Annotated in this window: 13 protein-coding genes; 5 read left to right on the top strand and 8 right to left on the bottom strand. The window is 69.3% G+C overall.

Annotated elements, in window-relative coordinates; translation table 11 throughout:
* Nucleotides 1-5 precede the first annotated feature (5 nt).
* Both O3I_RS37160 and O3I_RS37155 read right to left on the bottom strand, forming a co-directional pair.
* Entirely contained in the window at nucleotides 6-1,652 is a 1,647-nt protein-coding gene (locus tag O3I_RS37160; protein WP_041563114.1) for a fatty acyl-AMP ligase, read from the bottom strand.
* 129 nt (nucleotides 1,653-1,781) lie between these two features.
* Entirely contained in the window at nucleotides 1,782-2,435 is a 654-nt protein-coding gene (locus O3I_RS37155; protein WP_014988200.1) for a lysophospholipid acyltransferase family protein, read from the bottom strand.
* 105 nt (nucleotides 2,436-2,540) lie between these two features.
* Between O3I_RS37155 and O3I_RS37150 the strand changes: the two genes are divergently transcribed.
* Entirely contained in the window at nucleotides 2,541-3,104 is a 564-nt protein-coding gene (locus tag O3I_RS37150; protein WP_014988199.1) for a TetR/AcrR family transcriptional regulator, read from the top strand.
* A gap of 34 nt (nucleotides 3,105-3,138) precedes the next feature.
* Here the strand turns inward: O3I_RS37150 and O3I_RS37145 are convergent, their stop codons facing one another.
* Entirely contained in the window at nucleotides 3,139-4,323 is a 1,185-nt protein-coding gene (locus tag O3I_RS37145) for an aminotransferase class V-fold PLP-dependent enzyme (protein WP_014988198.1), read from the bottom strand.
* A 190-nt stretch (nucleotides 4,324-4,513) separates the two neighbouring features.
* On the opposite strand from O3I_RS37145, the gene egtA reads away from it, so the two are divergent.
* The 4 genes from egtA to egtD all read left to right on the top strand — a co-directional run bounded on the left by egtA (nucleotide 4,514) and on the right by egtD (nucleotide 9,218).
* A complete protein-coding gene (egtA, locus tag O3I_RS37140; RefSeq protein WP_014988197.1) occupies nucleotides 4,514-5,866 on the top strand; it encodes an ergothioneine biosynthesis glutamate--cysteine ligase EgtA in 1,353 nt (450 codons plus the stop codon).
* A 172-nt stretch (nucleotides 5,867-6,038) separates the two neighbouring features.
* Complete coding sequence (gene egtB, locus O3I_RS37135) at nucleotides 6,039-7,385, top strand: ergothioneine biosynthesis protein EgtB (protein ID WP_014988196.1); 1,347 nt, start codon at nucleotides 6,039-6,041, stop codon at nucleotides 7,383-7,385.
* 31 nt (nucleotides 7,386-7,416) lie between these two features.
* A complete protein-coding gene (gene egtC, locus O3I_RS37130; RefSeq protein ID WP_014988195.1) occupies nucleotides 7,417-8,250 on the top strand; it encodes an ergothioneine biosynthesis protein EgtC in 834 nt (277 codons plus the stop codon).
* Nucleotides 8,247-9,218, top strand: coding sequence for an L-histidine N(alpha)-methyltransferase (gene egtD / locus O3I_RS37125; protein ID WP_014988194.1), 972 nt, complete (start codon nucleotides 8,247-8,249; stop codon nucleotides 9,216-9,218). The genes egtC and egtD overlap by 4 nt, the downstream gene beginning before the upstream one ends.
* Here the strand turns inward: egtD and O3I_RS37120 are convergent, their stop codons facing one another.
* From O3I_RS37120 to glmU, 5 genes are all read right to left on the bottom strand, one after another.
* The gene (locus tag O3I_RS37120; protein ID WP_014988193.1) at nucleotides 9,219-9,881 is read right to left on the bottom strand and encodes a DUF2461 domain-containing protein; all 663 of its coding nucleotides are present in this window, start codon (nucleotides 9,879-9,881) and stop codon (nucleotides 9,219-9,221) included.
* Nucleotides 9,882-9,908: 27 nt separating this feature from the next.
* The gene (locus tag O3I_RS45980) at nucleotides 9,909-10,790 is read right to left on the bottom strand and encodes a DUF4190 domain-containing protein (protein ID WP_014988192.1); all 882 of its coding nucleotides are present in this window, start codon (nucleotides 10,788-10,790) and stop codon (nucleotides 9,909-9,911) included.
* A 173-nt stretch (nucleotides 10,791-10,963) separates the two neighbouring features.
* Nucleotides 10,964-11,224 (bottom strand): hypothetical protein, encoded by a 261-nt coding sequence (locus tag O3I_RS37110; protein ID WP_014988191.1) that lies wholly within the window; start codon nucleotides 11,222-11,224, stop codon nucleotides 10,964-10,966.
* Nucleotides 11,225-11,347: 123 nt separating this feature from the next.
* Nucleotides 11,348-12,328 carry a ribose-phosphate diphosphokinase gene (locus tag O3I_RS37105; RefSeq protein ID WP_014988190.1) on the bottom strand — a complete coding sequence of 327 codons (981 nt, stop codon included), beginning with the start codon at nucleotides 12,326-12,328 and terminating at the stop codon, nucleotides 11,348-11,350.
* Nucleotides 12,325-13,815, bottom strand: coding sequence for a bifunctional UDP-N-acetylglucosamine diphosphorylase/glucosamine-1-phosphate N-acetyltransferase GlmU (gene glmU, locus O3I_RS37100; protein WP_014988189.1), 1,491 nt, complete (start codon nucleotides 13,813-13,815; stop codon nucleotides 12,325-12,327). The genes O3I_RS37105 and glmU overlap by 4 nt, the downstream gene beginning before the upstream one ends.
* Nucleotides 13,816-13,877: the final 62 nt, after the last annotated feature.

The following is a 13,877-nucleotide window of genomic DNA, read 5'->3' as shown; positions in this document are numbered from 1 at the left end:
CGGCCTCAGCGCAGATGGACCGCGGTCGCGGCGCGGCGCAGCTTGCCCGACGACGTTTTGGGCAGTGCGCCGGGGCCGAGCACGGCGACGGTGCGCGGGCGGGCGCCGACCTCGGAGAACACCGCGTGCACGATCTCGCGTTCGATCCGCTTGACCTCTTCGGCATTCTGGTAGTCGTTGCTCTCCACCACCACGGCGAAGCTCTCCCGCTTCTGCCCGGCGTCCAACCGCACCGCCACCGCGTTGCCCGGACGCACACCCGCCACCCGGGTGGCGGCGCGTTCGATATCGGTGGGGTAGATGTTGCGCCCGCCCATGATGACGACGTCCTTGATCCGGCCGCACACCACGATCAGGCCCTCGTCGGTGAAGTAACCGATGTCACCGGTGTCCAGCCAGCCCGCGGCGTCCTGCGCGGGCCGGAAACCGTCGACCGTGACGTAACCGGAAGTGACTGCCGGGCCCCGTAATTCGATGACGCCGACGGAACGGGACGGCAGCGGCTGGCGTTCGGCGTCGACCACCCGGCCCTCCAGGTGATCGACCAGGTAGCCCAGCGTCGGCAGCCTGCGCACGTTGCCGTGATGGGAGTGTTCGTCGGGCACCGGCACCGCTTTGCCGAGTGCCTCCAGCAGGTCGGCGTCGATGACGTCGACGATCTGACCCAGGCCGGGATCCGGAATCGACACGGCGAGCGTGGTTTCCGCCATGCCGTACACCGGGGTGAGCGCCATCGGGTTGAGCCCGAAGCGTTTACCGGCGGCGGCCAGCGCCTCCATCGTGTCCGGGTCGACCGGTTCCGCGCCGTTCCACATGTAGCGCACACTGCTGAGATCGAGCTTGCCGTCGTCGGCCTGCTTGAGCCGGCGCGCCAGCAGTGAGTACGCGAAATTCGGTGCGGCGGTGACCGTTCCGCGGTACTTGGTGATCAGCTCGGCCCACAGCAGCGGACGCTTGAGGAAATCGATCGGCGTCACGCAGACCACCTCGGCGCCGATTTGCATGGGGACGCTGAGGAATCCGACCATGCCCATATCGTGGAACAGCGGCAGCCAGCTGATCATCACGTCGTCGTCGAGCTGGAACTTCACCCGGTCGAACATGGCGTAGGCGTTCACGAAGAAGTTGCCGTGCGTGATCCGCACCGCCTTGGGCGAGCCGGTGGAACCGGAGGTCAACTGCTGCAACGCGATATCGTCCTCGGTGGTCGGCACCGGATCGGTATCGGTGCCGTCGTGCAGCTGATCGATGCGCACCACGGTGATGCCGCGCTCGCGCAGGATCGGCTCGGCCGCCTCGAACGGCGCGCCGAGCACCACCGCGCGCGCCTCGATCATGGTCAGCACGGTTTCGGTGTCGCGGGCCCAGACCACCAGATCGGTGCGCGGGGTCGGCTGATGCAGCATGGTGATGGACGCGCCGCGCATCCAGATCGCCTGGCAGGCGGGGGCGATGTCGACCGGCATGCCCGCGAGCACGCCGACCGCGTCTCCGTGCCCGATGCCCGCCGCCGCGAGGCCGCCGGCCATCCGCCTGGCGATCCGATGGATCTCGCCCCAGCTCCGGCGCAGCGGTGCCTCCGGTTCACCGGTCACCAGCCCCCGGCTCGACGCCTGCGCCGTCGCATACATCTCGTCGGTGAACCTGCTCAACGTCTACTCCCTCATCACCGGCTCCGGCCGCCTGCCGGCCCGCACTCCACTATCCCGCCATTCCCGCGTGGCGTTAACCCTTTTCCAGCGTGTCGGCGGTTGCTGGAGTGTCGCGGGTCGGCGTCGGGCTCAGCGGAAGGTGGCGGCGTACCGATCGACGTAGTGCCGGCCGGAGCGTGCGGCCATCTCCCGCATCAACTCGTCGGTCGCGGTACGCGCGGCGCGGTGCTGGTCGGCGGGCAGGTAGTAGCGCGGGGCGCCGAAGCTGATCCGCACCTTGCCGAAGCGGGGGAGCCGGGCGCCACGGGGGTTGACGCGATCGGTGCCGGAGAGCACGACCGGGATCACCGGCGCGCCGGTCGCCATCGCGACGCGCAGGGTGCCGGTGCGACCGCGGTAGATCCGCCCGTCCGGGGAGCGGGTGCCCTCGGGATGAATCGCCCAGAGGCCGCCGGATTCCAGGATCCGGGTCGCGGCGGCCAGCGCGTCGGCCGCGGCGCTGCCACCGGTCCGGTTCACCGGCACCTGTCCGGAGACCGAGAAGAACCAGCGCTGGAAACGCCCGCGCAGGCCGGTACCGGTGAAGTACTCCTGCTTGGCCAGGAAGGTGGCGCGCCGCGGCAGCACGAGCGCCAGGTACAGCGAGTCGATCACCGCGAGGTGGTTGGCCGCGATGATCACCGGCCCGGTGCGCGGAACCTGGTCCAGCCCTTCGATTTCGGGTCTACCCAGCACCCGCAATACGGGGCCGAGCAAGACGTACTTGAAGAGCCAGTACCACACGGAGACCTCCTGGAAAGATTTGGTAGACATTGTCTACCGCACGATAGTAGACAGTGTCTACGCCCGGAGTGAGGAGAATTGATGCGATCCGTAGACAATGTCTGCATGGTCGAGCCTCAGTCGCTGCGTGAACGCCTGGTCGACGCGGGTGTCGACCTGCTCGAAGAGGTGGGCGCGGCGCAATTGGGACTTCGGGCGATCACGCGTGCGGCCGGTGTCTCACATGGGGCGCCGCGCCGGCACTTTCCGACCCATCGCGCGTTGCTGGCGGCCGTCGCGGCCCGCGGCTTCGCCGATCTCATCGACCGCTTCGCGGCCGTGGACGTGGATTCCGCGCCGCCGCGCGAGCGGCTGGCGCGGATGAGCGTGGCCTACGTCGAGTTCGCGGGCGAGCGGCCGGAGATGTTCACCCTGATGTTCCGGCACGACCTGCTCGAGGGTTCCGGGGAGAACCTCCGCGGGACCACGTTGCCGCTGTACGGGCGGTTCGCGGCGCTGGCCGGTGCGGCCGGGCCCGATGCGGCCGATCCGGCGCAGCGGGCGATCGCGCTGTGGACCAACCTGCATGGGATCGCCGCGTTGCGGGCCAATCGCAGTCTGGCGCTGGTGGGTCCGGCGGTCGACGTGCGCGCACTGGTCGACCGCGCGCTGGATCTGCACCTGGCCTGAACATCGTTGCGGCGCAAGGCTGCCGAGCTGCCGACTACAGTTCGGCGACCGCGGCGACGAACCTGTCGAGTTCGGCGAAGCCGACGAAGTAGTGCGGGGACGCGCGGACAACGGAGGCCAGTCCGCGCGCGGTCATGTCCAGCAGGGTGGAACCGGCGTGGCTCACCGTCACGGTGATGCCGCGCTCGGCGAGCCGGTCGCGCACGGCGATCGGCTCGTGGCCGTCGACGGTGAACGACACCGTGCCACTGTGCCGAATGCCGATGTCGCGCACCGTGACTCCGGGAATCTCCGGCAGCGCCTTGCGCAGATACGCCGAGCGTTCGGCGACGGCCGCGTACACGTTCTCGGGGCCGAGCTCGAGCAGATAGCGCACGGCGGCGCCGAGGCCGAGCCGCGCGGCGACGTCGCACTCCCAGAACTCGAAACGGCTCGCGTCGGGTGCGAGCCGGTATTCGTCCGGGCCGGACCACTGCGCGCTGTGCAGGTCGAGCCGCTGCGGTTCCAGGGAGGTGGCCAATTCCGGTCGGACATAAAGGAATCCGGTGCCGCGCGGGCCGCGCAGCCATTTGCGCCCGGTGGCCGAGAGCGCGTCCACGTCCCACGCGGCGACGTCGATCGGCAGCTGCCCGGTGGACTGGCAGGCGTCCAGCAGCACCAGCGCACCCACCGAACGCGCGATCCGGGTGGCCTCGGCGACCGGGTTGACCAGACCGCCGTTGGTGGGCACGTGCAGCAGCGACACCAGCCGCACCCGTTCGTCGACCAGCGCGGTCAGTGCGTCGAGATCGATCTGCCCGGTGTGGTCGCTGGGGATCGTCTCGACCGTGGCCCCGCTCGCGCGGGCGCGCTGCAACGCGGCGATGGCGTTGCTCGCGTAGTCGGCCTCGGAGATCAGGATGCGATCGCCCGCGGCCAGCGGGATGGCATAGAAGAAGTCGGCCCAGGACCGAGATGCGCTGTCGCTCAACGCGATACTGGCCGGTGCGGCATTGATGAGGGTGCCGATCGCGGTTTTCACGTCCGCGAGATCGTCGAGCCGTTCGTTCGCCGCGCGGTAGCCACCGATCTCGGATTCACGCCGAAGGTGGGCGATGACGGTGTCCAGGACGACCCGCGGCGGCAGCGAGGAGCCGGCACTGTCGAGGAAGACCTGCCCCGCTTCGGGGCCGGTGGCGCAACCGGGGGTATCGGCTCGGACGCGATCGTGATCCAGCATGCCTGCGACAGTAGTTGGCGTGACCAGGTGGCCTGGTGGGCGGCGTATTCAGATTTCCGTCAGATTCTTGTCGGTGCCCCTCGCTACTCTGGAGAGATCGCAACGCGCGGGGCACGACACCACAACGTCGCGATAACAGCACAACGGCGGACACGAAACCACAGCGCTCGGATCCACACTGGAGGTTGGTATGGCGGTCACGCTGGAACACTCGGAGCTGGTCAGCCGCGTAAACCACGATCCGGAGCTCGGTTCGCGAGCCGCCGCCGAGGCCTATATCGGCGGCGTCTGCTTCAAGCAGGGACCACCCGCGCTGATCGGCGCCGAACTGGAATGGCTCACCGTGCAGGGTGAGTGTTCGACGTCAGGCCCCTCGGCCGCCCCGCGTCCGCAGCTGACTGCCCTTGCGGATGCCCTCGGACCTTACGCACCACGGTCCATCGCCCCCGATTCTCCGGCGCTAGCGTTGCCAGGGGGCAGCCGGGTCACCATCGAACCCGGCGGTCAGATCGAATTGTCCAGCGCACCGTTCGCTGATGCCGCGCAGCTGTGTCTTTCGCTCCGCGACGATGCCCGCCGATTGCGGGAACTCCTCGAATCCCGGTCCATCCGGACCGTTTCCGTTGCCGCCGACGCGGACCGCAGACCCAAACGCCTACTCCAGCTGCCGCGCTATCGCGCCATGGAACAGACGTTCAGCGGGATCGGCCCGTACGGCAAACTCATGATGTGCAATACCGCGGCGACCCAGGTCGCCGTGGATGCGGGCGCCGATCGGGCCGAGATCGCCGCCCGGTGGACGGCGCTGTATGCCGTCGGTCCGGCGTTGCTGGCCGCCTTCGCCTGCTCGCCCGCGTTGCGCGGGGCGCCGCCGGGCGAGTGGGCCTCGCAGCGCATGCGGGCCTGGCTGCGCCTGGACAACGCCAGGACCCGGCCCCCGCTGATGGATTGGGCCGATCCGATCCGCGGCTACAGCCGATGGGCGCTGGACGTGCCGCTGCTGTGCGTCCGAAGACCCGACGACGACGGGCCCGCCGGTAACGGCCACCGCACCGACACCGGGTGGTTGCCGCCGCCCGGGGCCACCTTCGCCGACTGGCTCTCCGGCGCCTTGGACGACGAGGTGGGTCGCCGGCCCGGCCGCGACGATCTCGACTATCACCTCACCACGCTCTTCCCGCCGGTCCGCGCCGCCGGCTACCTGGAGGTCCGCTATCTCGACGCGCAGCCCGGGGACGCCTGGGCCGTGCCGATCCACGTCGTCGACGCGCTGATGTCCGCCGACACCGTGGTGGCGGCGGCGACCGCGGTCGCCGCGCCGCTGGCCGGACATTGGCTCGACGCCGCCCGATACGGCCTGGCCGATCCCGACATCCGGTCGGTGGCCGTCGAACTGCTCACCCTCGCCGCGGCCAACGCGCGCAGCGCCGAGGCGGCCCGGCTGATCGAACTCGCCGCGCGACGATGTCGCAGCGGCCGCCCACCCACCGCGGCGGATGCCGCGGTCAGCACAGAGGTAGGCGGTCGAGGAGCACCCCGGTGATCCGGACGTGTCCACGACACGATGGCCCGGCGGGCGGCCTGCCGCCGCCCGGTCGCGCCCGCACGTACCCGACTCCCGACCAGAGTGGGGCCCGCACGGCCCCGCGCGTGCTCGCGCCCGGCCGCATCGCGGTCGGCGTGCGGCCGACAGGAACCAACCCCGGAGACCTACCGTGACCGTCCATTACCTGCCCTCCGCCGACAACTCCGGCACCGAACGACTACGCGATCGAATCGCCGAGGTGCTCGCCCGGGCCCGGCGCCGCACCCTCACCCTGACCGACTGCATCGACGAAGCCGAACTGGTGGCACAGCATTCGCGATTGATGAGCCCGCTGGTGTGGGACCTCGCGCACATCGGCAACCAGGAAGAACTGTGGCTGGTCCGCGATGTCGGCGGTCGCGACGCCGTCCGCGCCGATATCGACGAACTCTATGACGCGTTCAAACACGCCAGGGCGAACCGCCCCACGCTGCCGCTGCTGGATCCGGCGCAGGCGCGCGACTACGTCGGCACCGTGCGCGACAAGGTGTGGGATGTGCTGGACCGCAGCGACTTACGCGGTGCGCCGCTGGTGGACGGCGGCTTCGCGTTCGGCATGATCGCCCAGCACGAGCAGCAGCACGACGAGACCATGCTGGCCACCCATCAGCTGCGCACCGGGGCGCCCGTGCTGCGAGCACCCGCGGTACCCACTGTCGCCGCCCCCGTCGGCGGTGAAGTCGTCGTGCCCGCAGGCGAATTCACCATGGGCACCGATACCGACCCGTGGGCCCTGGACAACGAGCGCCCCGCGCACCGGATTCGGCTGCCCGGCTTCGCGATCGACGCCGCCCCGGTGACCAACGAGCAGTACCTCGCCTTCCTCGACGACGGCGGCTACGACCGTCCCGAGCTGTGGTCCGAACGGGGCTGGGCCCATCGCCAGGAGGCGGAGCTGACCGCGCCGCAGTTCTGGGAGCGCGATCCGGCCGGGCACTGGTGGCGGCGCGTGTTCGGCGTGATGACGCCGTTGCGGCCGCATCAGCCGGTGGTGCACGTCTGCTGGTTCGAGGCGCAGGCCTACGCGAACTGGGCGGGCAAACGCCTGCCGACCGAGGCGGAATGGGAGAAGGCCGCCCGATACGACCCGGCCACCGGCGCCGAACGCCGATTCCCCTGGGGCGATACCGAACTCGACGAGCGCACCGCGAATCTCGGTCAGCGCCATTTGGAACCGGCCGATGTGGGCGCCTACCCCGCGGGGGCGACGCCCGCTGGAGTGCACCAGTTGATCGGTGACGTCTGGGAGTGGACGTCCTCGGGTTTCGACCCCTATCCGGGGTTCCGCGCGTTCCCCTACCGGGAGTACTCCGAGGTCTTCTTCGGCGGTGACTACCGGGTGCTGCGGGGCGGCTCGTTCGGCACCGATCCGGTGGCCTGCCGCAGCACTTTCCGTAACTGGGACCACCCGATTCGGCGGCAGATCTTCGCCGGCTTCCGGCTGGCCCGCGATCTGCGGGCCGAGGAAGGCGCGTGAGCGGGTTCCGTCCGGCGGGCGGTGGTCGCTGATGTGCCGGCATCTCGGCTACCTCGGCCCGGCCGTCAGCGTCGGTGAAATGCTCACGTGCGGTAGCCATTCGCTGCGCACACAGGCGTGGGCCCCGCGCGAGATGCGCGGTGGCGGCACGATCAACGCCGACGGGTTCGGTGTCGCGTGGTGGCGGGCCGCCGCGAACGGGCCGCCTGCCGTCAGCCGGTACCGCAATGCCGCGCCGATCTGGACCGACCCCGCCGTGGAAGAGGTACTGCCGCAACTGTATTCGACCGCCGTGCTCGGCTCGATCCGGTCCGCGACGGTCGGCATGCCGATCGAGCGGGCGGCCTGCGCGCCGTTCACCTGGGACCGGTGGGCGTTCAGTCACAACGGCGCAGTGCCGGACTGGCGGCGCGCGCTCACCGCGGTGTCGTCCGATCTGGACGTCGCCGCCACGCAGTTCGGCGCGACCCGGCTGTTCGAGACGATCCGCCTGCTCGACGCGGAAGCGCCCACCGACGCGGCGACGCTCTGGGTGTTGTTGCAGCAGTTGCTCGCCGGGACACAGCCCGGCGGCTTCGCCGAGACGCCGGACGCGGCACTCGGCCTGCTGGTGACCGCGGTGCGCAAGCACGTGCCGGACGCCCGGCTCAACCTCTTGCTCTCCGACGGCGAAACCCTCTGGGCCAGCACGGTCTACCACTCCCTGTCCGCCCTGGTGACCGACGCCGCGGCGGTGCTGTCCTCCGAACCATACGACGACGACCCGCGGTGGCAGCCGATTCCCGACCACAGCTTGGTGACCGCGCGCCCGGGACACCTGTCCATCACCCCTTTGCTCGACGGCACGAAAGGCCTTTCGCGATGACCGCACCGACGCTGGAGATCCACCTATCCGACGACGACCTCACCACCGCGTTGCGCACCGATGCCCGGCTCGGGCTCACCGCCGATCCGAAGTGGTTGCCGCCCAAGTGGTTCTACGACGCGCGCGGCAGTGAGCTGTTCGAGCAGATCACCGAACTGCCGGAGTACTACCCGACGCGGACCGAACGCGCGCTGCTGGAGCGGGTGGTCGGCGAGATCGCCAGGGTGGCCCAGGCCGAGGTGCTCGTCGAACTGGGCGCGGGCTCGGCCGCCAAGACCCGGCTGCTGCTCACCGCGTTGACCACCGAGGGTCCGCTGAAGACGTATGTGCCACAGGATGTCTCGGCCGCGGCGTTGCGCGCCGCGGCGGACGAGATCGCGGCGGATTTCCCCGGCCTCGCCGTGCACGGCGTGGTCAGCGATTTCACCGATACGCTGCACAACCTGCCCGGCGGCGGCCGCCGGATGATCGCCTTCCTCGGCGGCACCATCGGTAACCTGGTTCCGGCCGAGCGGGCCGAATTCCTCCGCAGCATCTACGAGGTGCTCGAGCCGGGGGAGCAGTTGCTGCTCGGTGCCGGACTGGTGATCGATCCGGCCGTGCTGGTCCCGGCCTACGACGACGCGGCCGGTGTCACCGCCGAATTCAATCGGAATGTGCTGCACGTCTTGAACTCCCGGCTCGGCGCCGACTTCGCGCCGGAGAAGTTCGAGCACCTCGCGCTGTGGGACGCCGAACAGGAATGGATCGAAATGCGTTTGGCCGCTACCGAAGACATGACGGTCACGGTCCGCGACCTGGATCTCACGGTGCGTTTCGCCGCGGGCGAGCAACTGCGCACCGAGATCTCGGCGAAGTTCCGCATCGACGGGCTCACCGCGGAACTGGGCAGCGCCGGGTTCCGCACCGAACAGGTGTGGACCGATCCGGACGATCGTTTCGCCCTGTTCCTCGCGGCGCGCGAGTGATCAGGACAGCAACGGCGACCGGGTAGTCGCGCCGGACACCACCGCGCCGAGCCAGTCGACCAGGGGCCGCATCGTCTCCCAGGCGGTGCGGATCTCCTTGGCCGCGCGCGGCTTGTCCAGCCACGGTGGCGCGCCGAACTCGCGGTGGCAGATCAGGGCCTTGTGCCGGAGCAGGCCGATGCGCGGATGATCGGCGTCGTAGCCCTTCGGCTTGGTCTTGAGCTGCTCGCCGCCGATCGTGTACCCCGCCTTGACCAGCTTCGCCAGGATCTTCTCCAGCTCCGGGCCGCGGACCTCGTGATCGATGGTGGCGCGCAACTGGGCGACCTGTTCGGAGGAGCCGCCGTAGAAGCCACCCGCGACATATAGCCCCGCGGCGCCGATCTGCACGTACCAGCCGGTGCTCGGCGCGACGGACACATACGCGCCCTGATGGTTCTTGTACGGGGTCTTGTCCTTGGCGAAGCGCACGTCCCGATAGGGCCGGAAGATCTTGGCCGCACCGAAATCCGGCTCCAGCTCGCTGGTCAGCGCCAGCATCGGCGCCTTCACCGACGTCTCGTACACCTCTTTGTGCGCGTTCCAGAACGCCTTGGAATTGTCGGCCTCCAGGTCCTCGTAGAAATCCAGGCCCGCCAAAGGGAACCCGCTGAACCCGCTCATGACCGCGCCTCGCTCATGCAGAGCAATTTACGTGGTCAGGTCTCCGTTGAAGAGCAGGAACCCCACCAGGAAGCCGATGACCATGCCGACGCCCGCCGCGATCGCCGCCCATTTGCCCAGCGGCTCGCCCTTGGTGTGACCGACGATGCCGAGAATGATGCCCGCCGGTCCGAACAGAATGGGGCAGAACAACACCGAGATGACCGCGCAGACTAACCCGACGATGGAGAACACCTGTGACCCGGACCGCGGCGGCGGGGTGCCGTAGGGCTGGTAACCCTGCTGCGGGTAGTTGCCGTAGCCGCCGGGCTGTGGCCCACCGGGTTGCGGATAGTTGTAGATGCCGCCCTGCGGGTACTGCGGCGGGCCGCCCGTCGCGTCCTGCGACGGTCCGCTCCCCGGGTACGGATACGGCTGCTGCGGTGCGCCCCACTGCTGCTGATCGTTCGGCGGTGGGCTCCACGATTGCCCGCCGGACGGCGTGCCGGGTGCCGTGCCCCAGGCAGGCTGTTGTTCACCACCGGACGGCGGTTGGTTGCCGGCCCAGGACGGTTGTGCCGAACCCCACGCGGGTTGATCCTGGGGCGGGCCGCCCCGAGACGGTTGATCGGCCGGTGCCGATGCACCGGGTTGCCCGCCCAGAGGTCCGGCGGGTGCGTCGGTCGGTTGCCACCATTCGCCGGGCTGCGATACCGGCGGGGTGTACGGCTGGCTCGAAGGTTCCGACGGCCCAGTATCTTTCGACAAACTCGGGGAAGAAGCGCCCGACGGTTGCGGCGAGCCGGTGTCCGTCGGCGGGGCGGCACTCGTCGTCGATGGGCCTGTCGGGTTGGACGCGGGCGCATCGGACGGTGAATCGGCCGGCTCCGGGGTGGCGCCGGTCGGTTTCGGATCGTGTGGCGTGCTCATCGCACCCTCCTCGTAACGTCCGGTCGCCGCCTTTCGCGTGCCGTCGTCAACGCTGCGGCTACGCGCGGTTGGTCCGAATACTCCGTTATGCGTACCACGACCGACCGACAGTCATCGCCGATTACGCCGAGCGGTGCCCGCGCGTCGCGGGCCGCTCGGTGCGCACTCGCGGGTCAGAGATCCGCGTCGTCGACAATTTCCACGGCCGCTACCTCGCCTGGCCGATCGTCTTCCGCCGCGTCCTCGGCGCGCTGCCCGCGCGCGGTCCATTCCTGGTTCAGCTCGTCGCCGATCCCGAGCCTGCCGTCGTCGTCGTTTTCACGGTAGCGAATCCGCAGGTCGTCCGGCGGATCCTCGATATTGCGCTCGTACTCGCGGATCTCGTCGGCCTGGTCGTCATCGCCCATATCGGTATCCAACGGTTCACGGTCCATACCACCCAGTATCCCCGCGAATCGGTTCCGGCCACCGAAGCCGGGCAAACAAAGGTGGCCCCGGTCGTCGACCGGGGCCACCTTTCGAACTATCTGCGTACTACCTGAGACGCGGAGATGCGGTCAGGCGTTGCCGTTGAAAAGGCCGGTGACCGAGCCGTTTTCGAAGACCTCACGGATGGTGCGGGCCAGCAGCGGGGCGATGGACAGCACGGTCAGCTGCGGGAACTTCTTCTCTTCGGTGATCGGCAGCGTGTTGGTGACCACGACCTCCTTGGCACCGCAGGAGGCGAGGCGCTCCGCGGCCGGGTTGCTCAGCACGCCGTGCGTCGCCGCGATGACGACGTCACCGGCGCCCGCGTCCTTGAGCACCTTCACCGCGCCCGCGATGGTGCCACCGGTGTCGATCATGTCGTCGATCAGGATGCAGGTGCGGCCCTCGACCTCACCGACCACGCGGTTCGACTTCACCTGGTTCGGCACCAGCGGGTCGCGGGTCTTGTGGATGAACGCCAGCGGCGAGCCGCCGAGCGAGTCGGCCCACTTCTCCGCGACGCGGACCCGGCCGGAGTCGGGCGAGACCACGGTGATGTTGTCGAGCGAGTAGTTCGTGCGCACGTACTCGGCGAGCTGCAGCTGCGCGTGCATGTGATCGACGGGGCCGTCGAAGAAGCCCTGGATCTGGTCGGTGTGCAGGTCGACGGTGATGATGCGGTCCGCGCCCGCGGTCTTGAGCAGGTCGGCGACCAGGCGAGCCGAGATCGGCTCGCGGCCGCGGTGCTTCTTGTCCTGGCGGGCATACGGGTAGAACGGCAGCACCGCGGTGATCCGCTTGGCCGAACCGCGCTTGAGCGCGTCGATCATGATGAGCTGTTCCATCAACCACTGGTTGAGCGGCGCGGGGAAGCTCTGCAGCACGAACGCGTCGGAGCCGCGCACCGACTCCTCGAAGCGAACGAAGATCTCACCGTTGGCGAAGTCGCGGGCGGTCTGCGGGGTGACGTGGACGTCGAGTTCCTTGGCGACCTGCTCGGCCAGCTCAGGATGAGCGCGTCCCGAGAAGAGCATCAGGTTCTTCTGGTTGTCGATCCATGACGCGGTCACTGCTGTTTGCCATCCTTTTGCTCGATTGCCGGACCGGAATTCTCTTTGGCGGCGTTGGCTTCTGCCGCCGCGCGCGCCGCGGCCGTTCCGGGGCGGTGCCGCTGCACCCAGCCCTCGATGTTCTTCTGCGGCCCGCCGGATATCGCGAGTGCGCCGGGCGGAACGCTTCTGCGCAGTACAGTACCCGCCGCCGTATACGCCCCGTCACCCACCGTTACCGGGGCGACGAACATCGTGTCACTTCCCGTTCGCACATGCGACCCGACCGTGGTGTGGTGCTTGCTCACGCCGTCGTAGTTCACGAACACGCTGGACGCGCCGATGTTGCTGTGTTCGCCGATGGTGGCGTCACCGACATAGGTCAGATGCGGCACCTTCGAGTGCGCGCCGATCGAGGCGTTCTTGGTCTCCACGAAGGCGCCGAGCTTGCCCGCGTTGCCCACCACGGTGCCCGGGCGCAGGTAGCTGAACGGGCCGATGGCCGCGCCGGGGCCGATCATCGCGCCCTCCCCGTGGGTGCGCACGACCCGGGCGCCGTCGCCCACCACCACATCGGTGAGGGTGCTGTCCGGGCCGATCTCGGCGTCCTCACCGATCACGGTGTCGCCGAGCAGTTGCACGCCGGGGCGCAGGATGGCGTCGCGCCCGATCCGCACGTTCGCGTCCACCCAGGTCGAATTGGGATCGACGATGGTGACGCCGGCGCGCATGTGCCGTTCCAGGATGTAGCGATTGAGCGTGCTCGTCGCGCCCGCCAGCTGGACCCGATCGTTGACGCCGGTCACCTTGGCGGCGTCGACCAGGCGGGCGCCGTGCACCGGGTGGCCGGCCTCGCGGGCCAGCCGCAGCACGTCGGTCAGGTAGAGCTCGTGCTGGGCGTTCGCGGTGGACAACCGGCTGATCATGGTGCGCAGCACCGCCGCGTCGAAGGCGTAGACACCGGAGTTGACCTCGGTGATCGCGGCCTGCTCCGGGGTGGCGTCGGCGTGTTCGACGATCTCGACGACCTGACCGTTGCTGTCCCGGACGATGCGGCCGTAGCCGTTCGGATCGTCCGGCACGAAGGTCAGCACGGTGACCGCGGAACGTTCGGCGTAGCTGCGGTGCTCGTCGAGCAGCGCGGACAGGGTGTGCCCGTCCAGCAGCGGCACGTCGGCGGAGGTGACGAGCAGGTCGCCGGTGAAGCCGACGGGCAGCGCGGCCAGCGCGCACTGCACCGCGTGCCCGGTGCCGAGCTGCTGTTCCTGGATGGCGGGGGTGATCTCGCGACCGAGATCGTCGGCGACCGCGGCCACCGCGGCGCCCACCTGTTCACGGTCGTGGCCGACCACGGTGATCAGATATGCGGGGTCGATCTCGTTCGCCGCATGCAGCGCGTGCGCGAGCATGCTTCGACCGGCCAGCGAATGCAGCACCTTGGGGGTCTTCGACCGCATTCGTGTCCCGGCACCGGCTGCGAGAACGACGACGGCGGTCTGCTGTGGCATGGATCTCCCTACGCTGCCTGTCATCGTGCTGGGCTCTGCTCATCGTGCTAGGGCGCTCATCG

The organism is Nocardia brasiliensis ATCC 700358 (assembly GCF_000250675.2).
Taxonomy (GTDB): domain Bacteria; phylum Actinomycetota; class Actinomycetes; order Mycobacteriales; family Mycobacteriaceae; genus Nocardia; species Nocardia brasiliensis_B.
The sequence above is the reverse complement of the archived record's forward strand: the minus strand, read 5'-3'. Positions and strand labels throughout refer to the sequence as shown.

Excerpts from the sequence above, each read along its gene's own strand:
- egtD (WP_014988194.1), top strand. The coding sequence starts at position 8,247 with ATGACCGCACCGACGCTGGAGATCCACCTATCCGACGACGACCTCACC.
- egtA (WP_014988197.1), top strand. The coding sequence starts at position 4,514 with ATGGCGGTCACGCTGGAACACTCGGAGCTGGTCAGCCGCGTAAACCAC.
- O3I_RS37110 (WP_014988191.1), bottom strand. The coding sequence starts at position 11,224 with ATGGACCGTGAACCGTTGGATACCGATATGGGCGATGACGACCAGGCC.
- O3I_RS37150 (WP_014988199.1), top strand. The coding sequence starts at position 2,541 with ATGGTCGAGCCTCAGTCGCTGCGTGAACGCCTGGTCGACGCGGGTGTC.
- glmU (WP_014988189.1), bottom strand. The coding sequence starts at position 13,815 with ATGCCACAGCAGACCGCCGTCGTCGTTCTCGCAGCCGGTGCCGGGACA.
- O3I_RS45980 (WP_014988192.1), bottom strand. The coding sequence starts at position 10,790 with ATGAGCACGCCACACGATCCGAAACCGACCGGCGCCACCCCGGAGCCG.
- O3I_RS37145 (WP_014988198.1), bottom strand. The coding sequence starts at position 4,323 with ATGCTGGATCACGATCGCGTCCGAGCCGATACCCCCGGTTGCGCCACC.
- egtC (WP_014988195.1), top strand. The coding sequence starts at position 7,417 with ATGTGCCGGCATCTCGGCTACCTCGGCCCGGCCGTCAGCGTCGGTGAA.
- O3I_RS37120 (WP_014988193.1), bottom strand. The coding sequence starts at position 9,881 with ATGAGCGGGTTCAGCGGGTTCCCTTTGGCGGGCCTGGATTTCTACGAG.